We start from the raw sequence: 26,605 nt of genomic DNA, 5'->3' as shown, positions 1-26,605 counted from the left end.
ACAAAGGCCGATCCGTTGTTCGAAGGGTATCATGGCCGGCGGGCGGGAAGCCTGACGCTTCGCCCGGCCGCATCGCGCGGGAAGCCGGCAGGCGAGACGCGGCCGGCGGGAGGTGATCCTCTGCCCGGCGGGTATCAGGCGTAGGCCTTGAGGATGGCGCGCATCGCGGGGGCGAGGTCCGGCCGGCGCAGCGCGAAGGCCACCTGCGCCTCCAGGAAGCCCGCCTTGTCGCCGCAATCGAAGCGCTTGCCCTCGTAGCGCAGGCCGTGGAAGGGCTGCATGCCGATCAGCTTCGCCATGGAATCGGTGAGCTGCACCTCGCCCCCCGCGCCCTTCTCGAGCCGGTTGAGGAAGCCCATCACCTCCGGCATCAGCACGTAGCGGCCGATGATGGTCAGGTTCGAGGGCGCCTTCTCGACCGGCGGCTTCTCGACCAGGCCCTTCACCGAGACCAGCCGTCCCTTGTCCTCGGCCACGTCGAGCACGCCATAGCGGTTGACGCGCTCCATCGGCACTTCCTCGATGGCGACGACATTGCCCTCGGTCTCGCGATAGGCGTCCGCGAGCTGCCGCATGCAGGGCGTGTCGCACAGCATCAGGTCGTCGGGCAGCAGGATGGCGAAGGGGTCGTCGCCGACGAAGGCGCGGGCGCACCAGATGGCGTGGCCGAGGCCCATCGGCACCTGCTGGCGCACCGTCACGATGGCGCCCGGCGTCATCGCCTGCGCGCGCAGCGCCTCGAGCTCGGCGGTCTTGTTGCGCTCGGCGAGCGTGCGCTCGAGCTCGTAGGCCACGTCGAAATGCTCGACGATGGCGGTCTTGCCGCGGCCGGTGATGAAGCAGAACTGCTCGATGCCGGCCGCGCGCGCCTCCTCGACCGCGTACTGGATCAGGGGCTTGTCCACCACCGGCAGCATCTCCTTGGCCATCGCCTTGGTGGCGGGCAGGAAGCGGGTGCCGAGGCCGGCGACGGGCAGGACGGCCTTCTTGAGTGGCTTCAGGGGCACGAGCGGCGATTCCTTGTCCTGTCCGGCTGCGAATCCAGGAGCATAGGATCGCAGCAAGGCGGCCGGGCGGGAATAGGCCCGATCGGCGTCGTGACCGGTCCCCGCTTGCCGCCGGACGCAGGCCCGACGCATGGTCTGCCCCGCCGATGTCCGACTTCCAAGACGCCCTGTCCGCCGCCTTCGCGCTGGTCGCCGGCCAGGATCCGGCGCTGGCGGAGATCGTGGGGCTGAGCCTGCGCGTCTCGCTCATGGCGCTGGCCCTGGCCGCGCTTGTCGGCTTGCCGCTTGGCGCGCTGCTGGCGGTGGCGCGCTTCCCGGGGCGGCACCTCATCATCGTCGGGATGAACGCGCTGATGGGGCTGCCGCCGGTGGTTGCGGGACTGGTCATCTATCTGCTGCTCTCGCGGGCCGGACCGTTCGGGCATTTCGGCCTGCTGTTCACGCCCTCGGCCATGGTCATCGCGCAGGCCGTGCTGATCGCCCCGATCCTCGCCGCGCTGACCCGCGAAGTGCTGGAGGGGATGTGGGAGGAATACCGCGAGCAGCTTCACTCCTTCGGCGTTTCCTCCTGGCGGGCGGTGCCGACCCTGCTGCGCGACGGCCGCCTCGCGCTGGTCACCGTGCTGCTGGCCGGCTTCGGTCGGGCCAGCGCCGAGGTCGGGGCCGTCATGGTGGTTGGCGGCAACATCGAGGGCTTCACGCGTGTCATGACCACCGCCATCGCGCTCGAAACCAGCAAGGGCGACCTGCCGCTCGCGCTCGGGCTCGGCATGGTGCTGATGGCGATCGTCCTGGCGGTGAACGGCGCGGCCCACCTGCTGCGGGAGCGCGTGGCGCGGATGTCCGGCTGAGATGCGAGCGGGATCCGGCCTCCTGCCGCTGCAGGTCGAAGGGCTCGGCTTCGTCGCCGGCGGCGTGCCAATCCTTCAGGATGTCAGCTTCCGCCTCGAGGCCGGCCCGCCGAGCGTGCTGATCGGCCCCAACGGCGCAGGCAAATCGACGCTGCTGCGGCTGTTGCACGGCCTTCTCCCGCCGAGCGGCGGTGTCATCCGGTGGGCGCTGCTGCCGGCAGAGGTCGCCCGCCGCCGCCAGGCCATGGTGTTCCAGCGCCCGGTGATGCTTCGCCGCAGCGCGCTGGCCAATGTGGAGTACCCGCTGCGGCTCGCCGGCCTGCCCGGGCCCGAGCGCCGGGCACGGGCGCAGGCGGTGCTTGGCGAATTCGGCCTCGGCGATCTCGCCCACCGACCGGCGCGGCGGCTCTCGGGCGGGGAGCAGCAGCGCATCGCGCTGGCCCGGGCCGCGGCGATGGACCCGGCGATGCTGTTCCTCGACGAGCCCTCCGCCAATCTCGACCCGGCCGCCACCCGCGCGGTGGAGGAGATCGTCACCGCCATTGCGGCACGGGGAACGAAGGTGCTGATGACGACGCACGACCTCGGCCAGGCGAGGCGCCTGGCAGGGGACATCCTGTTCCTCCATCGCGGCAGGGTGGTCGAGCATGCGCCGGCGGCGCGGTTCTTCGCCGCGCCCGCGGCGCCGGAGGCTGCTGCATTCCTCAAGGGTGAGCTCCTGTGGTGAACGCCCCGTTGCGGGCGTTGCGCTCAGGCCGGCGCGCCCTGCCGGCCGCGCTGGCGGCCCTTCTTTCGCCGCCGGTGGCGGCGCAGCGGCGCGCGATCATCCTGGCCTCCACCACCTCGACCGAACAGACGGGATTGTTCGGCCACATCCTGCCGATCTTCACGCGGCAGGCCGGCATCGTGGTGCGCGTCGTCGCGCTCGGAACAGGCCAGGCGCTGGATGTCGGGCGGCGCGGCGATGCGGACGTGGTCCTCGTGCATGACCGCGCCGCGGAGGAACGTTTCGTGGCGGAAGGCTTCGGAGGCCCGCGCCGGCCGGTGATGTACAACGATTTCGTCCTCGTCGGCCCAGCCGACGACCCGGCCGGGATCGGCGGCAACGCGGATATCGCCTTCGCCCTCGCGCAGATCGCCGCGGCGCGGGCGCGCTTCGTCTCGCGCGGGGACCGCAGCGGCACCCATGCCGCCGAGTTGCGGCTGTGGCTGGCCGCCGGCGTCGATCCCGCGCGGGGGCGCGGAACCTGGTATCGCGAAGTCGGCCAGGGCATGGGCCCCGCGCTGAACACGGCAGCGGCGCAGAATGCCTATCTGATTGCAGATCGGGGGAGTTGGATCGCCTTCCGGAACCGGCAAGGCATGCGCGTCCTGGTCGAGGGTGACCGGCGCCTGCTCAACCAGTATGGGGTCATGCTCGTGAGTCCGCAGCGCCATCCGCATGTGCGGGCGGCGGATGGCCAGAGGTTCGTGGACTGGATCACCTCGGCGGAGGGCCAGGGAGCGATCGCGGGCTTCAGGATCGGCGGCGAGCAGCTCTTCTTCCCCAACGCGACGGAACCGGGGGCCTGACGGCTGGCGCCGCGGACCGCGCGCCACTAGGTTCCCCCCGCCATGGACATGCCCCTTCCCGCGGACCCCCGCGTGGCCGCCGAGGCCGCGCGGCGCCGCTCCTTCGCCATCATCGCCCACCCCGACGCCGGCAAGACGACGCTGACGGAAAAGCTGCTGCTGAAAGGCGGCGCCATCCAGCTCGCGGGCCAGGTGCGCGCCAAGGGCAATGCGCGCCGCACGCGATCCGACTGGATGAAGATCGAGCAGGAGCGCGGCATCTCCGTCGCCACCTCGGTCATGACCTTCGAGAAGGACGGCGTGGTCTTCAACCTGCTGGATACGCCGGGCCATGAGGATTTCTCCGAGGACACCTACCGCACGCTGACCGCCGTGGACGCCGCGGTGATGGTGCTCGACGCCGCCAAGGGCATCGAGAGCCAGACGCGCAAGCTGTTCGAGGTCTGCCGCCTGCGCGACATCCCGATCATCACCTTCGTCAACAAGATGGACCGCGAGGGGCGCGACCCCTTCGACCTGCTGGACGAGATCGAGAAGACGCTCGCGCTCGAAGCCAGCCCGGTCGCCTGGCCGGTGGGGCAGGGGGCGGACCTGCGCGGGGTCTATGACATCCTCCATCCCTCCCTGCGCATGGTGGATTCGGATGAGGTCATTCCCCTGACCGGCCTTGACGACCCCGCGATCGAGGCCCGCGTGCCGGGCGACCGCGCGGCCACGCTGCGCGAGCAGGCCGAGCTCGCGGCCGGCGCCTGCGCAACCTTCGACCTCGCGAAGTTCCTCGAAGGCTCGCTGACGCCGGTCTATTTCGGCTCGGCGCTGCGTGATTTCGGCGTGGCCCATCTGCTCGAAGGGCTCGCGCGCTTCGCGCCCCCGCCGCGCCCGCGCCCGGCGGATGCGCGCATCGTGCGGCCGGAGGAGCCGAAGCTCTCGGGCTTCGTGTTCAAGATCCAGGCGAACATGGACCCGCAGCACCGCGACCGCGTGGCCTTCCTGCGCATCTGCTCGGGCCGGCTCGAGAAGGGCATGCGGCTGCGCCAGGTCCGCACCGGCCGCCAGGTGCCGGTCAACGCGCCGCTCTTCTTCTTCGCCAAGGACCGCCAGGTGGCCGAGGAGGCCTGGCCGGGCGACGTGGTCGGCATCGCGACGCATGGCGGCATCCGCATCGGCGACACGCTGACGGAGGGCGATGCACTCAACTTCCAGGGCGTCCCGTCCTTCGCGCCGGAGCACCTGCGGCGGGTGCGGCTCGACGACCCGATGCTCGCCAAGAAGCTGCGCAAGGCGCTGGACGAGCTGGCGGACGAGGGCGTGGTGCAGCTCTTCCGCCCGCTCGACGGCTCGCAGCCGATCGTGGGCGTGGTGGGGCTGCTGCAGCTCGACGTGCTGCAGTCCCGCCTGCGCGCGGAATACGGCGTGCCGGCCTCCTTCGAGGCCGCGCCCTGGACCACGATGCGCTGGATGGCGAGCGAGGACCGCGGTGCGATCGAACGCTTCGCCGCGGCCAACCGCATGGACATGGCCGAGGACCATGACGGCGAGCAGGTCGCCTTCTTCACCTCCGACTGGCGCCGCCGGCGTGCCGAGGAGGAGTTCCCGATGATCCGCTTCCTGCCGGTGCGCGAGCAGCACGGGCTTGCGCCGGCCTGATACCCTGCGGGCAAAGGACCGACCTTTGTCCGCAAGGTAGCAGATTTGGTTTCGCGCGCGGCCGCGCCACCAGCCCCGCGCCTACTGCGCGGCGGCGGCCAGCGGCGGCACGAGGCCCTGTTCGGCGGCGGCCTGCACCATCTCCCGCGCCACCAGCCCGCGCAGCCAGGCATGGCCCGCATCGCGCCGCCGCGCCTCGTGCCAGACGAGCCAGATCGGGATGCGGATGGGCGGGCCGGGCACGTCCATCACGATCATGCGGAACTCCCTCTCCGCCACCTGGGCCATGCTGCGCGGCAGGACGCCGAGATAGTCGGTGCGGGAGATGACATAGGGCACTTCGAGGTATTCGCTGACCGTCAGGCGGCTCTCGGCCATCAGGTCCCACAGCTTGCCCTGGAGCGCGCGGGGGCGGCGTTCCGGCGCGCGGCGGTGGCAGCGCACGAACTCCTCCTGCGCGAGGTCGCGCCAGCCCATGCCCTTGCGCGCGCGCGGATGGCCGCCGCGCGCGGCGATCACGAGCCCGTCCTCGAACAGGCGGCGATTCACGAAACGGTCGTCCTCGGCGGGGATCCAGTCCACCGCGAGGTCGAGCAGCCCCTCGCGCATCAGCGCGGGCGCGTCGTCGGCGAGGGTGCGCGTGTCGAAGCGCAGCCGCACGCCCGGCGCCTCGGCGGCCGCGGCGTCGCGCAGGCGCAGCGCGTAGTCCGGGCCCATCGGGTGGGGCATGGCGATCTCGAAGCGCCGCGTGCTGGTCGCGGGGTCGAAGCCGCGCGCCTCCTCGACCGAATGGCGCAGCGAATCGAGGGCCTGGTGGATCTCGGGGTAGATGCGGTTGGCGACAGGGGTGGGCGTCATGCCCGTGGCCCCGCGCAGGAACAGCTCGTCCCGGCAGGCCTCGCGCAGCCGCCCGAGCGCATGGCTCGTCGCCGACTGGCTGAGGCCGAGCCTCGCCCCGGCGCGGCTGACCGAGCGCGTCTCGTAGAGCGCCTCGAAGACCAGCAGCAGGTTCAGGTCCATGCCCCGGAGGCTGTTCATCGGCTGCTTTCCCGAAACCCGGGGGCGGCGCGTGCCGGATGCACCGCCTCGATCCGGGACATGCAATCCCTTCGCTCGGTCTGCCGGCGCGGAGGGCCTATGGCACCGCTCCCGAACAGGAATGATTTGGAGCCAGACCATCATGTTCTTCAAGACCAGGATGCGGCGCGTGCTGCGCCGCATCCTCGCCGCCGCGCGGGCCGAAGGGGGCGACCCGGTGAGCCTGCCGCCCACAGCCGCCTATCTCGAAGGGCAGGCGGCGGCGCGCGGCCTCTCCTGGCGCGGGCTGTCGCCGGCCGAGGCCGCGCTGCTCATCGCCCATGAGGCGCGTCTCGCGATGGGCGCGGGCAGCGCGGGCGCGGCCCGGCTCGAACGGGCCGCGCGCCGCGAGGCCGAGGCGCGCGGCCTCGGGCCGTTCTGGGCGACGCTCGAACACGAGGCCTGGCGCGCCGCCCGCGAGGCCGCGCTGCGCCGCGACGGCCATCCGCCGGCGAGCGCGGCCTTCGCCGTCCTGTAGCCGTGCAAGCCCCGCCCCGGGCTCAGCCCGCCGCCGCCCCGCCGCGCCGGCGCACCACCGTCACGCTGCACGGCGCCTCGGCCGCCACCTTGCCCGAGACGCTGCCGAGCAGCCGGCGCGAGAGCGAATTCGCCCGCGCCCCGAGCACGATGTGGTCCACCCGGTTCGCCCGCGCATAGGCGAGCAGGGCCTCCGCGACATCCGCCCCCTCCAGCACGTGGAAGGTGACGCGCCCTTCTGCGAGGCGGAGCGGCCGCGCCCAGTGGCGCAGTTCCACCAGCCGCTGGACATGGCGGTTCAGCCCCTGCTCGTCATGCGCCGCCCCGCCGCCGAGCCGCCCGGCGCCCATCACGTTGAGGCAGGCGAGGCGCGCATCCGGCCGGCCCGCGAGCAGCTTCTGCATCTGGTTGCGCAGCATCGCCTCGAGCGCGGGATCGGTGCGGCCGAGGTCGATCGCGACCGCGAAGATGGGCGCGGTGCGGAGCTGGGCGAAGGCGCCGGCCGCGGGCGGCGGCGGCTCGGCGCGGCGCAGGCGGCGGCGCAGCACGGCGAGCGGCCCGTCGCGCCGCCGCCGCTCGGCCCGTGCGGTCAGCGCCACCTGGTCGGGGTGGCGCAGGTCGAAGGCGAGTTGCGCGGCGGTGGGGTAGCGGCGGGCCGGCTCGACCTCGAGGCAGCGCAGGATCGCCTCCTGCAGCCAGGGCGGGATGTCGGGGCGGCGGCGGCGCGGCGGCACCGGATCGCGCCACAGCCGGCGCTTCACGCCGGCGAGGTGCTGCGGCTCGCCGAAGGGCAGGTCGCCGGTCGCGAGCTGGTAGAGCACCGCGCCGAGGGCGAAGATGTCGCTGCGCGGGTCGCTGCGCCGGCCGAGCGCCTGCTCGGGCGCCATGTAGGCGGTGGTGCCGTAGGGCAGGCGGAACTCCTCGGCGATCAGGTCCGGCAACTGCTCGTGGTGGGCGAGGCCGAAATCGAGCAGCACCGCCTCTCCATCCGGGCGGAAGCGGATGTTGCCCGGCTTCACGTCGAGATGGACGACATGCTGGTTGTGCAGGTCGTCCAGCGCATCGGCGATGGCCGCGCCGACCGCCGCGACCTCCTCGGCCGGCAACGGCACCTCGCGCAGCCGGTCGGACAGCGCGGGGCCCTCGATGCGCTCCATCACGATGTAGGGCTGGGCCTCGAGCCCGCCCATCGCGATCACGCGCGGCACATGCGGCCCGGACAGGCGCGGCATGATCATCTGCTCCATCTCGAAGGAGACGATCGCCGCCGGGTCCTCGCCCGGGCGCAGGCGCGGCACCTTCATCAGCAGGGGCGGATCCCCGGGGCCGCCCTCGCGGGTGACGCGGTAGAGAACGGCCATGCCGCCCTCGTGCAGGACCTCGCCGACGGTGAAGCCGTCGATCCGCCCGCGCATGGCTCAGCGGCCGAGGAAGAGGCGGTCGGCGAGGCGCGGCGGCAGCCCGGCCTCGCGGATCTTCCGCGCGGCGGTGGCGATGTCGTAGGGCACGCGCTGCCAGGTCGCGGTCAGCGGCTGGGTGTCGAGCAGCAGGTAGCTCGCGGCCGGGTTGCCGTCGCGCGGCTGGCCCACCGCGCCGAGCACGCAGAGCCAGGAGCGCCCCTGCGCGAGCGGCACCGGCGCGCCGGCGACGGGGGTGAAGGCGACGAGCGTGCCGCTCGGGCTGAGGCTGTAGAGGGCTGGGCGATGGACATGGCCGCAGAAGGTGACATGCGCCTCGCTCGCCTCGAGGCAGCGGCGCGCGGCCTCGGCATCGCTGACGTAGCGCCAGCGCCCGGGCGCGGAGGCCTCGGCATGGACATAGAGGCGCCCCTCCTCCCGCGCGGTCAGGGGCAAGGCGGCGAGGAAGGCGCGGTCCTCGGCATCGAGGCGCGCGCGCGTCCAGGCGATGGCGGCCGCGGCGGCGTCGGTCATGCCGGTCGGGCCGCCGAGGGCGGCCGCCTCGTCGTGGTTGCCGAGCACGGCGAGCGCGCCCTCGGCGGCGAGGCCGCGCACGATCCGCAGCACCGCCACCGGATCCGCCCCGTAACCCACGAGATCGCCGAGCAGGATGTAGCGCACCGCGCCCTGCGCCCTCGCGTGCTCCAGGCAGGCCTGGAAGGCTTCCAGGTTGCCGTGGATGTCCGCGAGCAGCGCGATCAGCACCGCCTCAGTCCCGGAACACGCGGGCGGCGAGGGCGACCTGGAACAGCGCGGTCACGAGGTCGGTCGCGAACTGCCAGACCTTCGGGTCGAGATAGGGCAGCACGATCAGCTCGTCGCCGGGGCGCGGCGCCTGCTGCGGGTTGAGGATGGCCTGCCCCGAGGGGCGGCGCAGCATCAGCGTGGACATCCGCCCGCGCGGGGTCAGGCCGCCCGCGGCCTCGATGAACTGGGCGGCGGACCAGCCCTCACGCCAGACCACGGCCTGCGGGAAGTTCACCTCGCCCTGCACGAAGACGGTCTGCGAGCGTTCGGGGATGACGATGATGTCCCCGTTCTCGAGCCTGAGCGGGCTGCAGCGGCCATCGGGGCCCATCACCACGAGCCGGCCCTCGGGCTGGGTGCGGCGGGCGCGCGAGATGTACTGCGTGATCATCTGCGCTTCCTGCGCACGCGCATCGGCCACCCGCGTGGTCGCCGCCGGGGCGAGGAAGAGCTGGCGTTCGAGCCGGTCGAGCGCCTCGTCGATCGCGCGCTTCTGGCTCTGCGCGAGGGAGGGGCGGAGCAGGAAGACGCCCTCGGTGTCCGCAAGCGCGGGGTCCACCGCGATGTGGTCGAGGATCTGGCACAGCGTCATGTCGCGGTCGGCCACCAGCACCGAGGGGTAGAGGCGGCTGCCCTCGACCGTGACGCGCATGGTCCGCGCGGCGACGTCGGCGACGAAGGTGACGGTGTCCTGGTCGAGCAGCGTCTGGGAGGCGAGCTCGGCCACCGACATGTAGCGCGAGAAGGGCTGCGCGTTGCGCACGCCGCGCACCACGGCATTGGTCGCGGCGGGCAGCGGGCGGGCGAGCTCGATCAGCTCGCGCCCGGTCAGCGAGGCGCGGGAGGTGCTCTCGAACAGGTAGTTGTTCCGTACCGCACCGTCGGCGCCGACCATGGCGCGCTGGCGCCCGACCACGATGGTGTCGCCCTCCTGCAGGCGGAGCTGCGGCAGCGTGCCGTCGAGGAGGAAGCGGTAGAGGTCCACCGAGGCGACGGTCGCATTGCCCCGGCGCAGCGTGATCTCCCGGTGCGAGCCGCGGCCCGGATCCACACCGCCCGCGCGCACCAGGAAATCGAGGATCGAATCCGAGGCCACGCCCGCATAGCGCCCGGGCTGGCGGACGAAGCCGGTGACGAAGACGCCGATGCGCTGCGTCGAGAGCGTGGTCGCATAGACCTGCACCTGCGCCGTGTAGACCTTGCGGATCTCGGCCTCGACCACCGATTGCAGGTCGCCCACGCGCACCCCGGCGAGCGGGATCGGCCCGATATTGGGCAGGAACAGGTTCCCCGCCGGGTCGATGACGCCGACGATCTCCGATTCCACCGCCCCCCAGGCGCGCACCGAGACGCGGTCCCCCGGCGCCAGCACGTAGTTCGGGTTGGGCGCATCGGAGGAGGATTGCGGCTGGCCGGTGAAGAGCGAGGCGCCGAACACCGCCGTCGCCGGCCCCGAGACGCGCGCCTGGTCGCCGAGCGGGGCGACGAGGGAGGGCCCGCCCTCGGCCTGGGTGGGGCTGCCCAGCCGCTCGATCCCGCGCTGCTGGCCCGGGATGTCGGCGAGGCTGCGGCGGTCGAAGACCGGCGGCGGCTGCGTCGCGGGCGTGCCCACGGGCGGCGCGCCGCCCATTGTGCCGGGGCCCGGCGGGGCGCTGGTGAAGCCGGGCAGCCCGCCCGGCACGCCGCCGATCCCCGGCGGCAGCCCCCCGCGATTGGCCTGCGCCAGCGCACCGCCCGCGGCCAGCAGCAGCATCGCCCCGGCCAGCGCGACCACGCGCCGGAAGTCAGGCCGCATGTTCGCGCATGCCCGCGACGAGCAGCCAGCCGATGCCGAAGGCGACCGAGAGACCGAGGAAGATGCTGCCGACACTGATCAGTTTCCGTGGATAGAGCGGGTGGACGGCGAGGTTGGGCGCGACCACGCGCGCGAGGTAGAGCTGCTGGCGCTGCGCCTCCATCCGCGCCGTCTCGAGGCTCGCCGTCGCTGAGGCGAGCTGGCGGTCGGCGAATTCGCGCTCGAGCATCAGGCGCTCGAAGGCCGCGAGCTGCTGGGAGAGCGCGCCGTCGCCCTGGGTGCGGCGGGCGCGTTCGGCCGCGATCTGGCGTTCGAGGGCGGCGATGCGGTTGCGTGTGGACTGCAGCGCCGGGTTGTCTGGGCGCATGAAGGCCATGCGCTCGCGCAGCTCGGCCTGGGCGGCGGTGAGCGCGCCCTCGAGCTGCGCGATGGTCTGCACCGCGGCCTGGGCGGAGCCGGCGCTGTCGAGGTCCTGCTGCTGCTCGCGGAAACGCGTCAGCGCCTCGCGGCTCGCGACGACGCGGCGCTCGGCGATCGCCACCTCCTCGCGCGCGACGCGCAGCGCATCCTCGCGCGCGCGCTCCGAGAGGCTGTTCACGAGCGTCTCGGAGAGGGCGAGCAGCGTGTCCGCGATGGCCTTGGAATCCTCGGGGCGGAAGCTGCGCACGCGCAGCGTCACCACCGCGGTGGTGCTGTCGTAGGAGGCCGAGACCATGCCGTTGTAGTAGCGGGTCAGGCGCTCGGGGTCGTCGTGGCGCAGGCGCGCGACGAAATCCGCCTCCTCCCGCTGCCAGATCTCGACGAGGTTCAGCCTTTCATGCGTGCGCATCACCGCGTCGTGGGAGGTGAGGAAGTCGCGCACGCTGTGGCCTTCGTTGGACGCGCTGCCGCCCACCGCGCCCGTGAGCACGGCGCCAAGCGAGAGCTGCGGCGCATCGGCGCGCGAGCGCACCACGAAGCGCGCCTCGCTGACATATTGCGGGCTCGCGATGCCGTAGAAATAGGTCGCGGCGATCAGCGTCGGCAGCAGCACCCACCAGGTGTAGGGGTGGCGCAGGAAGCGCCGCAGACGGGATCGCGGCCGGGGCGGCGGCTCGGGCGGGGCCGGGCTCCAGGCGGGGACCGCCTCGGCGGCCGGGCCGTCAAAGGCTGTTGTAGGTGGCGAGAGCTTCATCGAGGTCTTCGTAGAAGGTGAGGGTGCCCTGATCCAGCACCGCGGCCCGGGTGCAGAGCTGGCGGACGAGGGAGGGCTGGTGCGTGACGAGGATGAGGCCCGCACGCTGCAGCCGCGCGCCGAAGGCCCGGCCGAACCTGGTGTCGCCGACGGCCAGCGCCTCGTCCACCAGGAAGCAGTCGAACTCGACCGCGAGCGAGATGGCGAGGCCGAGCCGCGAGCGCATGCCCGAGGAATAGGTGTGGACCGGCATGCGCAGGTATTCGCCGAGCTCGGCGAAGCTCTCGACGAATTCGACCGTCTCCTTCACCGGGCGGTCGTAGATGCGCGCGATGAAGCGGGTATTGTCCGCCCCGGAGAGCGCGGTCTGGAAGCCCGCCGCCATGCCGATCGGCCAGGAGACGGACATCGAGCGCCGCACCGTGCCCCGCGTCGGCGCCTCGACCCCGCCGAGGATGCGCACCAGGGTGGACTTGCCCGAGCCGTTGCGGCCGAGCACGCCGACGCGCTCGCCCTTGCGGAAGGTGGCGTTGACGCCGCGCAGCACATGCTTGCGCCCGGCCAGCATGCGGTAGGATTTGTGGACGTCGAGCAGTTCGAGCATGGCGCCTACTCGAGCCCGATGCGCTGGCGCGCGAGCCTCAGCCCCGCGAGGCCGAGCAGATGCGGCACCAGGATCCAGCCGGCGACGTAGCCGAGGTCGTAGGTCGCCTTCACCTTGTCCCCGAACTGGCCCTCGCGCAGGAACTCGAAGATGTGCACGGTCGGGATCCAGAGCACGATCTCGCGCATCCATTCGGGCAGCCACTCGACCATGAAGAAGACGCCGCAGAAGGGCAGCATCACGTAGGAGAAGGCGTGGACGAAGCGGTCCAGCCCCTCCCATTCCGTGGTCGCCGCGCCGATCATCAGCGCGAGCCCCTGCGAGAGCAGCAGCATCAGCCCGAGTGCGACGATCATCTGCATGGGCGAATCCGGCGCATCGCCACCAAGCGCCACCGCGGCGATGACGAAGACGATCAGCACGCCCGTGCACGCCACCGCCTCGATGATGTGGCGGGCGTAGAACAGGTCCGGCAGCGTCACCTGCCGGTGGTAGAGCAGGCCGCGATTGGCGCTGATGGTCGTGGCCGCGCGGTTGATGATGCCGCGGAACTTGAAGAACAGGATGTAGCCGATGGCGAAGAACTCGAAGGTCGCGCGCATCGTCTCGCCGCTGAAGCGCCCGCGCGAGCCGTGGATCAGCGCGATCATCGCCCCGAGCAGCAGGGGTTCGAGGAACACCCAGAGATAGCCCAGGCGCCGCCGCCCGAAGCGCGTGTGCATCTCGCGGATGATGAGCGCGCCGATGACGCGCAGCTGCTGCCGCGCGCAGTCGATGAGCAGGGGGCGGGCCGAGGCCCCGCTCACGGCCTGCCCGTGCCGGCGGTGATGAGCGGCCGCGCCTCGCGCCAGCCCTCGCCCGCGCGGCAGAGCAGGCGGGAGGTGCCGCCGCCGCCGGTGCCGACCAGCACCTCGCGGCATTCGCGGCCGCTCGCCGCGGCGTAGGCGCGCACGAGGCGCACCCGCGCGGTCTGGCCGGTGGCGGGCAGCACGACCGTGTCATCGGCGCCGGGGGAGGGATGCCAAGGCGAATCTGAAGACTGATTATCAACCCGGGCGTCAGGCGCGCGATCGCAGCGATCCACGGGCCTACACCGCGGGGCAGAACATCAGGCGCTGCGAACGGCACGCGATGATAGGCGCGGATGGGCTTTGTCTGACGCTTCCACACCATTCCGCCCAAATCCATGGCCGGGGCAGCGCGCTGTCACCAATGAGCACCTCGCGTCGCGGTGAGCGATTCATGCCGTTCGCACTCATCGAAAGCGGCCATCCTCGATCCCACTCTACTAGCGCCACCGCGACGCGCGCTAGGATCATACACAAGTCAAGAAATAAGTTGGCATTGCCGTTCGCGCCCGCTGCTGGGCATTTGCGTCCGCTTTCGCCTCGCTCGCCCGCAAACGCTTTCTCGGTAGGGATTTTTTTAGACCTCGCCCGCTTCTGCCAACCTCGTCTCACGTCGCAGCACTTTCTGGAATGCTCCTGCGCCTCGCGGCTACCATTAGGGCTTCATCAAGCCGACCTGAAAGCAAACGCTCTCAGCATGCCAGCGGTTGCAATCAAGACTTGGACGGCCTCGTGGTGCCCTTCCTCGTGAGCGAAGGCAGAGTGCTCCTCAAGGCTTCGGATGGCGTTCATGAGGTGTTTGTAGTGCTCCGGCAACTTGGCGTGATCGGCGAACGTGATGCCGACCGATGGGGTATGACCCAAAAATGCGCAATTCATGCGGAACGATCTCCTTTCTGGGATATGCGCATGGCAAACGATACGCGAAACGCGTGCGCGTGCCTAGCGCAATAAAACCCCTGATTGATAACGTCGGCAGGCAGAAAAATCCAACAACTAATTGATAGAAAACGAAAAACTTGCATCATGAGTATATCCGAAACCACGTAATAACGCAGAAATAACGCATTCGGGAGGTCGCTTTTTTGAGACTATTCGATCCATTATCGCTTATCGATAAGCGCATAAGCATCAGGCCGGCTACGTCTCGCACTGGCGCACGCACCGCGCCTGGAACCCGTTCCACGAATATGCCGGCTGGCTCGGGCGGGGCGCGCTGCGGCCGCTCAGGCGCAGCCTCGCCTGGCGGCGCGTCGGCATCCTGCGCGCCTGGCCGGGGCCGGTCTTCGTGATGCCGCTGCAACTGGAGGGCGACTTCCAATTGCGGCTGCATTCCGACTTCGCCGGGCTGGGGGAGGCGATCCGCCTCGTGCTGCGCTCCTTCGCCGCGCATGCGCCGGCCGAGGCGCTGCTCGCGCTGAAGGGCCACCCGCTCGACAACGGTCTGACCGACTGGGGGCGCCTCGCGCGGCGCGAGGCCGAGGCGCTCGGCGTGGCGGGGCGGCTGCTCTGGCTGCCCGAACTGCCCTTCGGCCCGGTGCTGGCGCCGGCGGCGGGCGTGGTGACCATCAACAGCACCGCCGGGCTGCAGGCGCTGCGCGAGGGCAAGCCCGTCGTGGTGCTCGGCCGCGCGCACTACGACATGCCGGGGCTCACCTTCCAGGGCGGGCTCGATCGCTTCTGGACCGCCGCCGCGCCGCCCGACCCGGCGCTGGTGGACGCGCTGCGCCGCGTGCTCGCCGCGCATTGCCTGATCCGCGGCGGCTTCTTCAGCGAGGCCGGCATCGCCGAGGCGGTGGCCAATGCCGTGGCGCGGCTCGAGGCGGCGGCGCCGGATCTCGCGCGCCTCGCCGCGGAATAGCGCCGTGCAGCCGCCGCGCCGCATCGTGATCTCGGGCGCCTCGCGCGGGCTCGGCGCGGCGCTGGCCGGGCGCTTCGCAGGCCCGGGCGTCTCGCTCTGCCTGCTCGCGCGCGGGGCTGAGGGCCTCGCGCGCACCGCCGCATCCTGCGCCGCGCGCGGGGCGGCGGTGGAGACGGCCGTGCTCGACGTGCGCGACGCGGCCGCGCTCGCCGCCCGCCTCGCCGCCTGGGATGCCGAGCGCGCGGTGGATTGCGTGGTGGCCAATGCCGGCATCTCGCGCGGCGTGACCCCCGACGGCGCCTGGGAAGGCCTGGCCGGCGCGACCGATCAGGTGGCGGTGAACCTCGCCGGCGCGATGCACCTGATCGAGCCGCTGCTGCCTGCGATGCGCGCGCGGGGCGCGGGGCGGATCGCGCTGATCGCCTCGCTCGCCGCCTATCGCGGCCTGCCGGATGCGCCGGGCTACGCGGCCTCCAAGGCCGGGCTGCGCGCCTATGGGGAAGGGCTGCGCGCGGCGCTGGCCGGGCAGGGAATCGCGGTGACGGTGGCGCTGCCGGGCTTCTTCGACAGCGCGATGGGGCAGCGCTGGATCGGGCCGCGGCCGCTCGCGCTCGGGCTGGAAGCGGCGGCGGCGCGCATCCATGCGGCGATCCTGCGCGGGCGCGGGCGCTGCGCCTTCCCGCTGCCGCTCGCCGCGCTGCTGCGCCTGCTCGATGCGCTGCCCGCCGGCGTCTCGGACTGGGCGGTGCGGCGGATGCGCTTCCGCATCGCGCCCGAGGCGTGAGCGCGGCGGCGCATCTGCTCGCCGGCCTCGCGCCGGCGCTGGCGGCATGGCTGTGGCTGCGGCGCGGCGCGCGGGCGGACCGCTTCCTCCTGCTGGACGCGCTGCCCGTCGCGGCGGGTTTCCTCGCGCTGCTCGCGCTGACGGCGCGGCCGCTGCTGGCGGGCGGTATCGTCGCCGCCGCCGGCGTGTTCCTCGGCGTCGCCGACCGCGCCAAGCGCGCGACGCTGAACGAGCCGCTGGTCTTCACCGATGGCGGCCTGCTCTGGCAGGTCTTCGCCCATCCGCGCTTCTACCTGCCCTTCGTGCCGAGGCCCGTGCTCGCGGGCGGGATCGGCGCCGGCGCTGCGGCCCTTGCCGCGGCCCTGGCCTTCGAGCCTGCCCTGGCGATCGGGGCCGCGGCGCGGGGCGCGATGCTGGCGGCGGCGGCGGGCTGCGTCCTCGTGCTGCTGCGCCCGCTCGCGCTGCTGGGCGGCGCCGCGGTCGCGCGCGATCCGGTGGCCGATGCGGCGCGCTTCGGGCCGCTCGCGACCTTCGCCATCCATGCGCGCCTCGCCGCCACCGAGCGGGGCGCGCGCCGCGCCGCGCATCCGCCCGAGGCGGCGCGCCTGCCCCAAGACGCGGTGCCGCCGCATCTCGTGCTGCTGCAGCTCGAGAGTTTCTGCGACCCGCGCCGCTTCGGGCTCGCGGCCGCGCTGCCGCATTGGGACGCGCTGGCGGCGGAGGCGCTGCTGCATGGCCGGCTCCATGTGCCCGGCTTCGGCGCCAACACCATGCGCACCGAATGCGCCGTGCTGACGGGCCTGACGGACGAGGCGATGGGGCTCGACCGGCTGAACCCCTATTTCCGCTTCGCGCGCGCGCCCGTCGCCTCGCTCGCCTGGGCGCTGCGCGGCGCGGGCTACGACACCGCCTGCCTGCATCCGCATGACCGGCGCTTCTTCGGCCGCGACCGCGTGCTGCCCGCGCTCGGCTTCCGTCGCTTCCTCGGCGCGGAGGCTTTCGCCGATGCGCCGCGCGAGCGCGGCCTGGTCACCGACGCCGCGCTCGGTGCGCGCGTGGTCGCGGACCTCGCCGCCGCGCAGGGGCCCGCCTTCCTCTACGCGATCACTGTCGCGGCGCATGGCCCGTGGGCGGATGCGGCGGACTGGGCGGCGCGCATGGTGGCGACGGATGGGATGCTCGGCGCCGTCGCCGCGGCGGCGCGTGGCTGCACCCGCCCGGTGGTGATCGCCGCCTTCGGGGACCACCGCCCGGCGCTGCCGGAGGCGCGCGGCGGGACGGACACGGACATGCTGGTCTGGCGCAGCGACAGGCCCGGTGGCGGCCCGCCCTGCACGCTCGACGCGGCGGGGCTGCACCGGGCGCTGCGCGCGGCGGTCGCGGGCTGACGCGCGGCGCCCGGGCGGGGCCCGCCCTATGCCAGCGTGCCGCCGAGCGACCGTGCCGCGAGGAAATCCCGCCAGCCGGTCAGGCGCACGCCGCGCCGCGCGGCGGCGGCGAGGCTCGCGCGGTCGGGAAAGCCGCGATAGGGCAGGGGCGGCGTCTCCACGCCGCGGTCGCGGTCGGCGGCGATGTCGTCCAGCACCTGCAGCAGCAGCTCCGCCCCGGCATCGTGCAGCGCGCGCGCGATGGCCGAGACGCTCGCGCGCGGGGGCGGCGAGACCGCGCGCTGCGCCAGCACCGCGCCGGCGTCTATGCGCGGCACCAGCCGGTGCACCGAGACGCCGAAGGCGCCATTGCCCTCGAAGGCCGCCCAGAAGCAGGGCATCGGCCCGCGATGCAGCGGCAGCAGCGATGGATGCAGGTTGACGCCGCCGAGCCGCGCCGTCGCGATCGTCGCGGGCTCGAGGATCTGGTCGAAATGGCAGGTCACGATGAGGTCGGGCGCGAGTTGCTTGAGCCTTTCCTGCATCAGCGTCGCGTTGATGTCGGCAACGCGCGTCGCCGCGATGCCGTGCGCGAGCGCGGCCGCGCCGACCGGCCCGACGCGGCCGCGGCGCAGCAGGCGCGGCGCGGCGAACTCGACGAAGAGCCACGGCATCAGGCGCGGGCCGGACTGCCGCCAGTGGCGCCCGAGCCGCGACCGCCATGCGGCGAAGGCGTCCGAGACGCCGAGGAACACCACGTCGTGCCGCGTCTCGCGCAACACGCGCGCGGCGGCGGCGGCGCTGGCGGTGCTTTCCAGCGTCAGCAGCGCGATGCGGAGCCGCGGCGCGCTCAGCCTGCGGCCTCCGCGGCGCGCGCGCCGGCCACGGCCTCGGCGAGTGCTGCGACGGCGGCGCGGATCTGCCCCTCCTCATGCGCGGCGGAGAGGAAGAAGCGCAGCCGGGCCGAGGAGTCCGGCACCGCCGGGTAGAGGATGGGCTGCACGTTGACGCCGCGCTCGAACAGCGCCTGCGAAAGACGCGCGGCGGCGACCGAGGAGCCGACGATCACCGGCACGATCGCGAGCCCCGCCGAGGCGCCCGTATCGAGCCCCGCCTCCTTCGCCAGCCGCAGGAACAGCGAGGCATTCTGCCGCAGGCGGTGCACGCGCTCCGGCTCGGCATGCAGGATGCGCAGTGCCTCGGCCGAGGCGGCGGCGAGCGCGGGGGGCATGCCGACCGAATAGACGAAGCCCGGGGCGGAATGGCGCAGCCAGGCGATGAGGTCCGCATTGCCCGCGATGATGCCGCCGCAGCCGCACAGCGCCTTGGACAGCGTGCCCATCCAGATGTCCACCTCGCGCGCATCCACGCCCCAATGTTCGTGGATGCCGCGCCCCGTGGGGCCGAGGACGCCCATCGCATGCGCCTCGTCCACCATCAGCCAGGCATCGTGGCGGCGGGCGATGGCGATGAAGCGCGGCAGGTCCGGGATGTCGCCGTCCATCGAGTAGTGGCCCTCGATGACGATGAGCGCGCGGCGCGCGCCGCGGCGATGGGCGGCGAGTTCCCGCTCCGCCGCCTGCCAGTCGTTGTGGGGGAAGGCGATGCGCCGCGCGCCGGACAGGCGCGCCCCCTCGGCGCAGGAATTGTGGATCGCGGCGTCGTGCAGGATGAGGTCGCGCGGCCCCATCAGGTGGCCGAGCACGGTGACGTTGGTTGCATGGCCCGAGACGAAGGCGAGCGCCGCATCCACCCCGTAATGCGCGGCGATCGCCGCCTCCAGCGCGGCATGGACGGGCCGCTCGCCGGAGACCATGCGCGAGGCGGAGGCCGAGACGCCATGGCGGCGCAGCGCCGCCTCGGCCGCGGCGATGACGCGCGGGTCGCCGTTCAGGCCGAGATAGTCGTAGGAGCCGAAATTCAGCACCTCCCGCCCGCCGATCACCGTGGTGGCGCCGGCGATGCCCTCATGGGCGCGGAAGAAGGGGTTCTCGAGGCCGAGCGCGCCCGCCGCCTCGCGGATGAGATCCATGTCGCGCTGGCCGGGCAGTTCGCGGAAGGCGCGCGCGGCGGCCTCGGGCGGCGCGCGGTCCTCCTTCCGCTGCGCGAGGCGGCGCAGCAGCGCGAGCCGGGCCGCGGCGGAAAGGCCGAAGCCCTGCGTCACCCCGCCGGCTCCGCGGCCGGTTCATAGGCCTGCATCAGCACCTCCAGGGCCTGCTCCTCGCGCTCCTCCAGCACCACGCCTGCGATGCGCGCGGCGAGGATGGCAAGGGTGAGGTCCTCCGTCACCGCCGCGAGCGGCACCTGCACGCCGAGCCGGCGTTCCAGCGCCATGCGCAGTTCGAGCCCGCCGAGGGAATCGAGGCCGAGCCCGGCGACCGGCGCCTCGGCCGGGACGGCATCGGCCGGCAGGCGGAGGATCCGCCCGGCCTCCTCCTGCGCCAGCCGCGTCAGCCGCGCCCGCGCCTCGTGCGGCGGCAGGGCGCGCAGGGCGGCGCGCAGTTCCGCGCCCTCGGCGCCGTCCTGCCGCGCGGTGCGCACCGCGGCATAGGCGGGCTCGGCGAGGATGGGCAGGCCGGCGGTCAGCTGCGCCCAGCCGATGCGCGCGAGATGCACCACCGGAACGCCCGCCGCGAGCAGCGCGGGCAGGGCGGCGAGCGCCTCGGCCGCCGGCATGGGCGCGACGCCGGTGCGGCGTTCCAGCGCCTCGGCGGTCGCGGCCTCGCGCGCGAGCAGGCCGGCATCGGCGATCGGCCCCCATCCCACCGCGAGCGCCGGGCGCCCTTCGGCGTGGCGCCGCCGCGCGATCGCCTCGATCGCCGCATTGGCCGCGACGTAGTTGGCCTGGCCCGGATTGCCGAAGGCCGTGGTGGCCGAGGAGAAGAGCAGGAAGAGATGCAGCGGGTCTTCCGCGGTGAGCCGGTCGAGCGCCTCGGCCGCGGCGAGTTTCGGCCCGAGCGCGGCGGCGAAGCGCGCGGCGTCCATTCCCGATGCCGCGCCGTCGGCATAGGCGGCGGCGGCGTGGACGACGCCGCGGAGGGGCGGGCCCTCGCGCCGCAGCCGCGCGAGCAGGGCGGCGAGCGCGTCCTCCTCCGCCGCGTCGCACGCGTGGATGCGGGTGCGCGCGCCGAGGGCGGCGAGGGTGCGCAGCGCCGCCTCCGCCCCCGGCGCCTCGCCGCCGCGGCGCGAGACCAGCACGAGATGCGCCGCGCCCTCCGCCGCGAGCCACTTCGCGCATTCCAGGCCGAAGCCCTGGGTGCCGCCCACCACGAGATAGGTCCCGCCGGGATCGGGCCTCCAGGCCTCGGGCGCTGCCTGCGCGTCCGCGGGCGGGCGGATGACGAGCTTGCCGATATGGCCCGAGGCCTGCAGCGTGCGGAAGGCGGTCTCGGCCTCCTCGGCGGCGAAGACGGCGTGCGGCAGCGGCAGCAGCGCGCCCTCGGCGAGCCGCGCGGCGAGGTCGGCCAGCAGCGCCTGGGCGAGGTCCGGCTTCGCGCGCGGCAGCGCATCCGCATCCACCGCGAAATACGAGGCGTTGCGCCGCAAGGGGCGCAGCGGCGCGCGGCGGTTCTCCACGAAGTCGCGCTTGCCCAGCTCGACGAACCGCCCGAAGGGCGCGAGCAGGCCGAGGCTGCGCTCCATCGCCTCGCCCGCGAGCGAATTCAGCACCACCTCCACGCCCCCGGGCCAGGCGGCGCGCAGCGCGTCAGCGAAGCCGGCGTCGCGGCTGTCGAGCACGAGCTCCGCGCCGGCGAGGCGGAGGAAGGCGCGCTTCGCCTCGCTCCCGGCAGTGGCCGCGACCCGCGCCCCCGCCGCGCGCGCGACCTGCAGGGCGGCGAGCCCCACGCCGCCCGCCCCGCCATGGATCAGCACCCGCTCGCCGGGGCGGATGCGCGCGAGCGTCTCCAGCGCATAGGCGGCGGTCAGGAAGGCGACCGGGATGGTCGCTGCGGCCTCGGGCGCGAGGCCCGGGGGCAGGGGAACGAGGGCCTCGGCGCGCGTCAGCGCATGGGTGGCAAGGGCCGCCGGGGCGAAGCCGAACACCGCCTGGCCGGGGCGCAGCGCGACGCCGGGGCCGGCCTCCTCGACCACGCCTGCGCATTCCATGCCGAGGCCGGGGCCGGCGAAGCCGTCGAGCAGCGCCTCCTCCGGCAGCAGGCCCTGGGCCCACAGGAGGTCGCGGAAATTGAGCCCGGCGGCGGTGACGCGCAGCCGCACCTCGCCCGGGCCGGGCGCGGGCAGGCCGGAGAGCCCGGTCCAGCCGAGGCTGCCGATCTGCCCCGGCTGGCCGGTGACGAGCCGGCGCGGGCCGCCCCGCGGCGCCGGCAGGCCCGGCAGCAGCGCCGGCACGCGCCGGCCATCCGGGCCGAGCGTGACCTCCGGCGCATCCCCGGCGAGCTCGGCGGCGAGGCGGCGCGCGGCGGCCTCGGGCGCGAGGCCGGCGGCGAGGGTGATGCGGCGCGTCCGCAGCCCCGGCGCCTCGTTCGCGAGCACGCGGCCGAGGCCGGCCAGCGCGGCCGCCGGCGCCGCGCCGCCGGCGCCGACCAGGACGAGGCCCTCGGCCGCGCCCTCGGCGGCGCGGGCGAGCGCGGTGGCGGCGGCGAGGCTCCCGGCGAGCCCGCCCGCGCCATCGGCGAGCAGCACCAAGCCGGCGCCGCGCATCGCGCGCGGGGAGGGGGGATCCGCACCGCCGCGCGCGGCCTCGTGGCCCTCCGCCCGCAGCGCGGCCTCCAGCAGGGCGGCGAGGCGCGCGCAGCCCGGCTCGGCGAGGAGCAGGAAGCGCCGCCGCGCCGCCGGGCGGGGCAGCGCCACCGCCGGGGCGCGCGCGGCGAGCAGCAGGGCGGGCCAGGGCGCGGCGGCAAGGGGCAGCGCCTCCGGCGTCTCGAACCCCGCGGCGGCGAGCGCGGCGCGCCAGGCGGCAGCGCCGGGCAGCGCGGCTTCGCCGCCCTCCCACCAGGCGGGGTCCTGGCCGCAGGCGAAATCCCACAGCCGGCCGGGCGCGGGCTCGGCGAGCAGCAGCACCGCCCCCGGCGCGCAGGCCGGGCGCAGCGCCGCCGCGAGCGCCGTGCCCGACCGCCCCCGCGCCGCCGCGCCGAGGCCGATCACGAGATCCGCCGGTTCCGGCACCGCCCCGGCGGCGAGCGGGTCCGGGCCCGTGAAGGCGAAGGCGATGCGCTCGGCGGCGGGCGGGGCGGCGCCGGGCCGGGCCTCGCCCGCCGCGCGATACGCGACATGGCGGCCACTCGCGGCGAGGGTGGCGACCGCGCGCCGGGTCAGCGGGCCGCCGCCCGAGAGATCGAGCACGCGCAGCAGCCGCCCCTCGGGCCAGGCGGCCGCAAGCGCGGCGATGGCCGCTTCGAGCACGGCGGCGAGGCGGGCGAAGCCGCCGCTCTCGGGCGGGGGTGGCGGGGCGGGGCAGGCCTCGCCCGCGAGCGCGGCGGGCAGGCGCTCGGCGGCTTCGGCGATCCAGGCGAGGTCGAGCGCGAGGCCGGGCTGTTCGGCCAGCACCTCGCGCCAGATTTCGGACGCGGGCGGCAGGGCGGCATCCTCGGCGACGCGCCAGCCGGCGGCGGTCTCCTCGGCGAGGCCGGAATCCGCCAGCTCCTGCCACAGCGCGCGGCGATAGGGCGTGGCGAGCGGCGGGGCGGCAGGCAGGGCGGCGAGCGCGGCGGCGGCGGCGAAGCCTTCCAGCAGCAGCGCCGGTTCCGCGAGGCTGGCCGCGGCATCGGCGGCGCGCAGGGCCGCGAGCGCCGCCTCGAGGGGCAGCGGCGCGGGCTCGGCCGGCAGCGGTGCCGCGGGCAGGGGATCGAGGCGGAAGGCATGCGCCTCCGCCTTCTGCCGCCCGGGCAGCGGGACGCGCTGCAGCCAGACATCGGAGCCGATGGCGACGGCGGCACCGGCGGCATCGCGCAGTACGAGATCGGCGGCGAGGAAGCGCTCGCCACGGCGGGTCGGGCGGATCTCCGCGATCACGGGCTGGCCCGCGCCGCGCCGCCAGGCCAGCCGGCCGATGCGCACCGGCACCAGGGACTGCCCCTCCGCCCGCCCGGCCAGCAGCGCCACCAGCCCCTGCAGGGCGCCGTCGAGCAGCACGGGATGGAGGTGGAACCCCTCGGCGGGCGGGGCCTCGCCGGGCAGGGCGAGGCTGACCCGCGCCCCCTCCGCGCCGAGCGTCACCTCCCGCACCGGGCGGAAGGCGGGCCCGTAGTCGAGGCCGGCGCGGGCGGCGAGCGCCACGACCTCCGCCCCGCCCATGCGGCGCCCATCCGCGGGCATGGGCGGCGGTGCGGCGGGCAGGCGCGGCAGCGCGGCGGCGCGGCCCCGGGCGGCGAGCGCCCAGGGCTCCTCGGCGAGGCGCCGCCGGCTTTCGAGGACGAAGGCGCCGTCGCCGGCAAGGCTCGCGCGCAGGCTGCGCGCCCGCCCGGCCTCGAAGGAGATGGCGCGGAGGATGTCGAGATCCGTCACCTCCAGCGCCGCCGCCTCGGGGTGGCGGGCGGCGGCGGCGGCGAGCGCCATCTCCGCCATCGCCGCGGCCGGCAGCACCGCCTCGCCGAACAGGCGGTGGTCGGCGAGCCAGGGCGCGATGTCGGTGTCGAGCCACGCTGACCAGGCGACGGGCTCCTCGGTGCTGCGCGCGCCGAGCAGCGGGTGGTCGCGCGGCGGGCTGACGAGCGGCACCGCCTCGTTCGAGCGCCCGAACCAGATGCGGCGGCGCGCGAAGGGGGTGCGCGGCAGGCCGGCGCGCTCGGCGCGGCCCTGGAAGGCCGGGGCGCCGCGCGGGTCGGCACCGCGTGCGACGGCGCGGTCGGCGATGGCGGGGAAGGGGTCGCCGGCCGGGTCGCGGCGCGTCAGGCTGGGCAGGATGGCGGCCTCGGCGCCGTCCTCGCGCAGGCTCTCGCGCAGGTAGGATTGCAGCACGGGGGCGGGGCCGATCTCGAGGAAGACCCGGGCGCCGAGCCGCCCGGCCTCCCGCGCCGCGTCGCGGAAGCGGACGGGTTCGCGGAGGTTCCGCCACCAGTATTCCGGGCCGGCCGCCTCCCCCGGCAGCACCGCGCCGGTCACGCTGGACACCAACGGGATGCCGCCCGGCCGCGGCGCCAGCGCCGCGAGGTCGGCAAGCAGCCCCTCGCGCACCGGCTCCATCGCCGCGGCGTGGAAGGCGTAGTCGAGGTCGAGCGGCACGGCGGGGATGCGCGCACCCTCGGCCGCCGCGCAGAGGCGCGCCACCGCCTCGGCCGGCCCGGCGACGGTGATCGCGGCCGGCCCGTTGAACGCGGCGATCTCGAGCCCCGGCCCGCAGGCTTCGAGCAGCGGGGCGGCGGCCTCCGGCGCGCAGCCGATCGCCGCCATGCGGCCTGCGCCCCTGGTCCGGTGCTGGTGGCGGGAGCGGGCGACGATCAGCCGCGCCGCCTCATCGAGCGGGAGCACGCCCGCGCACCAGGCCGCCGCCACCTCCCCCACCGAATGGCCGAGCACCAGCGCGGGACGGATGCCCTGCGCGGCGAGCGCGCCGACGATGCCGACCTGCACGGCGAAGAGCAGCGGCTGGGCGATGTCGGTGCCGGCCAGTTCATCGGCCCCGACGCCGCGGCGCAGCAGCGCGAGCGGCGAGAAGCCGGCCAGCGGCGCGAGCACGGCATCGGCCTCGGCGAGGGCGCGGCGGAAAGGCGCGGAGCGGCGCAGCGCCTCGCGCGCCATGCCCTCGTGCTGGGCGCCGTTGCCGGAGAAGACGAAGGCGAGCCCGCCATGCGCCGCGATGCCGGCCTCGCCCCCCGCGCCGCCGCCCTCCCAGGAGGCGATGGCGGTGGCGAGCGCATTGCCATCGGCCCCGCGCAGCACGAGCCGGTGCTGCGCGAGCGTGCGGTGCCGCGCGACGCCGCGGGCGAGTGCCGCGGCCTCCTCCGCGCCCGTGCCGCGCAGCCTTTCGCGCCAGCGCGCGGCGAGCAGGCGCAGCCCCGCCTCGGACCGCGCCGAGAGCACGAGCGGCGGCATGGCGCGGCCGCGCGCGGCGGGGGCCGCACGCGCGGGCGGGGCGCGGCCGAGCAGCGCCGTCGCATTGGTGCCGCCGAAGCCGAAGGAATTGACGCCCACCACCGCATCCGCGCCGGCCGCCACCGGCAACAGGCGCGACGGCACCTGCAGGTTCAGCCCGGCGAAGTCGATCTCGGGATTGGGCTCGGCGCAATGCAGCGAGGCCGGGACGGCGCCGGTCTCGAGCATCAGCATCGCCTTGAGCAGCCCGGCCATGCCGGAGGCGGGCTCGAGATGCCCGACATTGGTCTTGACCGAGCCGATGGGCAGCGGCGCGGCGCGCGCCTGCGCGATGGCGGTGCCGATCGCCCAGGCCTCGGCCGGGTCGCCCACGCGGGTGCCGGTGCCATGCGCCTCGAAGGCGAGGAAGCGGTCGGGCGCGACGCCGGCGCGGGCGATGACGCGCGCGATCAGCGCCGCCTGCGCCTCGCGGTCGGGGAGCGAGAGGCCGATCGTCCGCCCCGCCGCGTTCACGCCCGAGCCGAGCAGCAGCGCGCGCACCCGATCGCCCGCGGCGCGCGCGTCGGCCAGGCGCCTGAGCACCACCACCCCCGCGCCCTCGGCCCGCACATAGCCGTCCGCCGCCGCGGCGAAGGCGCGGCAGCGGCCGGTGGGCGAGAGCATCCCCGCGCGCGAGAAGCCGAGGAAGGCGAAGGGCGAGAGCAGCATGTTCACGCCGCCCACCACCGCCGCCTCCAGCCCGGGGTCGTCCTGCAGCGCGCGTGCGGCGAGGTGCAGCGCGACGAGGGAGGAGGAGCAGGCCGTGTCCACCGTCTGCGCCGCGCCCCGCAGGTCGAAGACGTTGCCGATGCGGTTGGCGAGGATCGAAAGCGCGTTGCCGGTCATGAAGTAGCGGTCGCCCGCCGCCGGGTCCTCGAGGCGCAGCTCCGCGTAATCGGTCGAGGAGCCGCCGACGAAGACGGCGACGGCGCGGCCGGCGAGGCGGTCGGCGGGCCAGCCGGCATCCTCGAAGGCATGGGCGGCGACTTCGAGCAGCAGGCGCTGCTGCGGGTCCATCTCCGCCGCCTCGCGCGGGGAGAGGCCGAAGGCCTGGGGGTCGAAGCCGGCGGCGTCGCCGATGGTGCCGGCGGCGAAGGTGTAGCTGCGGCCCGGCTCGCCGCGGCGCGGATGCAGCCAGCGCGCCTGGTCGAAGCGCTCGGCGGGGACGGTGCCGACGGCGTCGCCGCCTTCCTCGAGCAGCCGGCGGAAGGCGTCGAGGTCGGGCGCGCCGGGCAGGCGGCAGGCCGCACCGACGATGGCGAGCGGGGCCTCGGCGCCGCGGCGCGGGCCGGGCTTCAGGCGCATC

General features: G+C 74.7%; 19 protein-coding genes and 1 pseudogene. 8 read left to right on the top strand and 12 right to left on the bottom strand.

Annotated elements, in window-relative coordinates:
* Positions 1–134 precede the first annotated feature (134 nt).
* A complete protein-coding gene (gene galU / locus FHS88_RS07635) occupies positions 135–1,007 on the bottom strand; it encodes a UTP--glucose-1-phosphate uridylyltransferase GalU (RefSeq protein WP_338146462.1) in 873 nt (290 codons plus the stop codon).
* 146 nt (positions 1,008–1,153) lie between these two features.
* Between galU and FHS88_RS07630 the strand changes: the two genes are divergently transcribed.
* The 4 genes from FHS88_RS07630 to FHS88_RS07615 are packed head-to-tail and all read left to right on the top strand — an operon-like array spanning position 1,154 to position 5,077.
* Positions 1,154–1,858 (top strand): ABC transporter permease, encoded by a 705-nt coding sequence (locus FHS88_RS07630; RefSeq protein WP_184483178.1) that lies wholly within the window; start codon positions 1,154–1,156, stop codon positions 1,856–1,858.
* Between the two features lies 1 nt (position 1,859).
* The gene (locus FHS88_RS07625; RefSeq protein WP_184483176.1) at positions 1,860–2,585 is read left to right on the top strand and encodes an ATP-binding cassette domain-containing protein; all 726 of its coding nucleotides are present in this window, start codon (positions 1,860–1,862) and stop codon (positions 2,583–2,585) included.
* On the top strand, positions 2,582–3,430 hold the full coding sequence (locus tag FHS88_RS07620) for a substrate-binding domain-containing protein (RefSeq protein WP_338146461.1): 849 nt from the start codon (positions 2,582–2,584) through the stop codon (positions 3,428–3,430). The genes FHS88_RS07625 and FHS88_RS07620 overlap by 4 nt, the downstream gene beginning before the upstream one ends.
* Positions 3,431–3,472: 42 nt before the next feature.
* Positions 3,473–5,077 carry a peptide chain release factor 3 gene (locus tag FHS88_RS07615; RefSeq protein ID WP_184483174.1) on the top strand — a complete coding sequence of 535 codons (1,605 nt, stop codon included), beginning with the start codon at positions 3,473–3,475 and terminating at the stop codon, positions 5,075–5,077.
* Positions 5,078–5,158: 81 nt separating this feature from the next.
* On the opposite strand, the gene FHS88_RS07610 is transcribed toward FHS88_RS07615, so the two are convergent.
* Positions 5,159–6,115: a LysR family transcriptional regulator gene (locus tag FHS88_RS07610; RefSeq protein WP_184483172.1), complete on the bottom strand. Its 957-nt coding sequence runs from the start codon at positions 6,113–6,115 to the stop codon at positions 5,159–5,161.
* 142 nt (positions 6,116–6,257) lie between these two features.
* On the opposite strand from FHS88_RS07610, the gene FHS88_RS07605 reads away from it, so the two are divergent.
* On the top strand, positions 6,258–6,632 hold the full coding sequence (locus tag FHS88_RS07605; protein ID WP_184483170.1) for a hypothetical protein: 375 nt from the start codon (positions 6,258–6,260) through the stop codon (positions 6,630–6,632).
* 22 nt (positions 6,633–6,654) lie between these two features.
* Here the strand turns inward: FHS88_RS07605 and FHS88_RS07600 are convergent, their stop codons facing one another.
* Genes FHS88_RS07600 through FHS88_RS07570 form a run of 7 tightly spaced genes read right to left on the bottom strand, consistent with a single transcriptional unit; the run spans position 6,655 to position 13,399 of the window.
* The gene (locus FHS88_RS07600) at positions 6,655–8,046 is read right to left on the bottom strand and encodes a bifunctional serine/threonine-protein kinase/universal stress protein (RefSeq protein WP_184483168.1); all 1,392 of its coding nucleotides are present in this window, start codon (positions 8,044–8,046) and stop codon (positions 6,655–6,657) included.
* Positions 8,047–8,049: 3 nt separating this feature from the next.
* Positions 8,050–8,793 carry a metallophosphoesterase family protein gene (locus tag FHS88_RS07595; protein WP_184483166.1) on the bottom strand — a complete coding sequence of 248 codons (744 nt, stop codon included), beginning with the start codon at positions 8,791–8,793 and terminating at the stop codon, positions 8,050–8,052.
* Positions 8,794–8,797: 4 nt separating this feature from the next.
* Positions 8,798–10,630 carry a polysaccharide biosynthesis/export family protein gene (locus FHS88_RS07590; protein WP_246419606.1) on the bottom strand — a complete coding sequence of 611 codons (1,833 nt, stop codon included), beginning with the start codon at positions 10,628–10,630 and terminating at the stop codon, positions 8,798–8,800.
* Positions 10,620–11,804, bottom strand: a complete 1,185-nt coding sequence (locus FHS88_RS07585) for a capsule biosynthesis protein (protein ID WP_184483164.1) — start codon at positions 11,802–11,804, stop codon at positions 10,620–10,622. Before FHS88_RS07585 ends, FHS88_RS07590 begins: the two co-directional genes overlap by 11 nt.
* On the bottom strand, positions 11,773–12,408 hold the full coding sequence (locus FHS88_RS07580) for an ABC transporter ATP-binding protein (RefSeq protein WP_184483162.1): 636 nt from the start codon (positions 12,406–12,408) through the stop codon (positions 11,773–11,775). The genes FHS88_RS07585 and FHS88_RS07580 overlap by 32 nt, the downstream gene beginning before the upstream one ends.
* A gap of 5 nt (positions 12,409–12,413) precedes the next feature.
* A complete protein-coding gene (locus FHS88_RS07575; RefSeq protein ID WP_184483160.1) occupies positions 12,414–13,214 on the bottom strand; it encodes an ABC transporter permease in 801 nt (266 codons plus the stop codon).
* Positions 13,211–13,399, bottom strand: a complete 189-nt coding sequence (locus FHS88_RS07570; protein ID WP_184483158.1) for a DVU3141 family protein — start codon at positions 13,397–13,399, stop codon at positions 13,211–13,213. Before FHS88_RS07570 ends, FHS88_RS07575 begins: the two co-directional genes overlap by 4 nt.
* 1,013 nt (positions 13,400–14,412) lie before the next feature.
* Between FHS88_RS07570 and FHS88_RS07565 the strand changes: the two are divergent.
* The 3 genes and pseudogenes from FHS88_RS07565 to FHS88_RS07555 all read left to right on the top strand — a co-directional run.
* Positions 14,413–15,117 (top strand): annotated as a pseudogene (locus FHS88_RS07565) (capsular polysaccharide export protein, LipB/KpsS family); the annotation flags it as partial.
* Between the two features lie 4 nt (positions 15,118–15,121).
* Complete coding sequence (locus FHS88_RS07560; protein WP_338146460.1) at positions 15,122–15,901, top strand: SDR family NAD(P)-dependent oxidoreductase; 780 nt, start codon at positions 15,122–15,124, stop codon at positions 15,899–15,901.
* A complete protein-coding gene (locus tag FHS88_RS07555) occupies positions 15,898–17,289 on the top strand; it encodes a sulfatase-like hydrolase/transferase (RefSeq protein ID WP_184483154.1) in 1,392 nt (463 codons plus the stop codon). The genes FHS88_RS07560 and FHS88_RS07555 overlap by 4 nt, the downstream gene beginning before the upstream one ends.
* Before the next feature lie 26 nt (positions 17,290–17,315).
* Here FHS88_RS07555 and FHS88_RS07550 read toward each other — a convergent pair whose 3' ends face one another.
* The 3 genes from FHS88_RS07550 to FHS88_RS07540 form a co-directional block, all read right to left on the bottom strand.
* Positions 17,316–18,050 carry a formyltransferase family protein gene (locus FHS88_RS07550; protein ID WP_184483152.1) on the bottom strand — a complete coding sequence of 245 codons (735 nt, stop codon included), beginning with the start codon at positions 18,048–18,050 and terminating at the stop codon, positions 17,316–17,318.
* Between the two features lie 68 nt (positions 18,051–18,118).
* Entirely contained in the window at positions 18,119–19,432 is a 1,314-nt protein-coding gene (locus FHS88_RS07545; RefSeq protein WP_184483150.1) for an aminotransferase class I/II-fold pyridoxal phosphate-dependent enzyme, read from the bottom strand.
* Positions 19,429–26,604, bottom strand: coding sequence for a type I polyketide synthase (locus FHS88_RS07540; RefSeq protein WP_184483148.1), 7,176 nt, complete (start codon positions 26,602–26,604; stop codon positions 19,429–19,431). The genes FHS88_RS07545 and FHS88_RS07540 overlap by 4 nt, the downstream gene beginning before the upstream one ends.
* Position 26,605: the final 1 nt, after the last annotated feature.

Source organism: Neoroseomonas alkaliterrae, assembly GCF_014199195.1.
Taxonomy (GTDB): Bacteria; Pseudomonadota; Alphaproteobacteria; order Acetobacterales; family Acetobacteraceae; genus Neoroseomonas; species Neoroseomonas alkaliterrae.
Note: the sequence above shows the minus strand (reverse complement) of the source record. Positions and strands in the feature narration are given on the sequence as shown.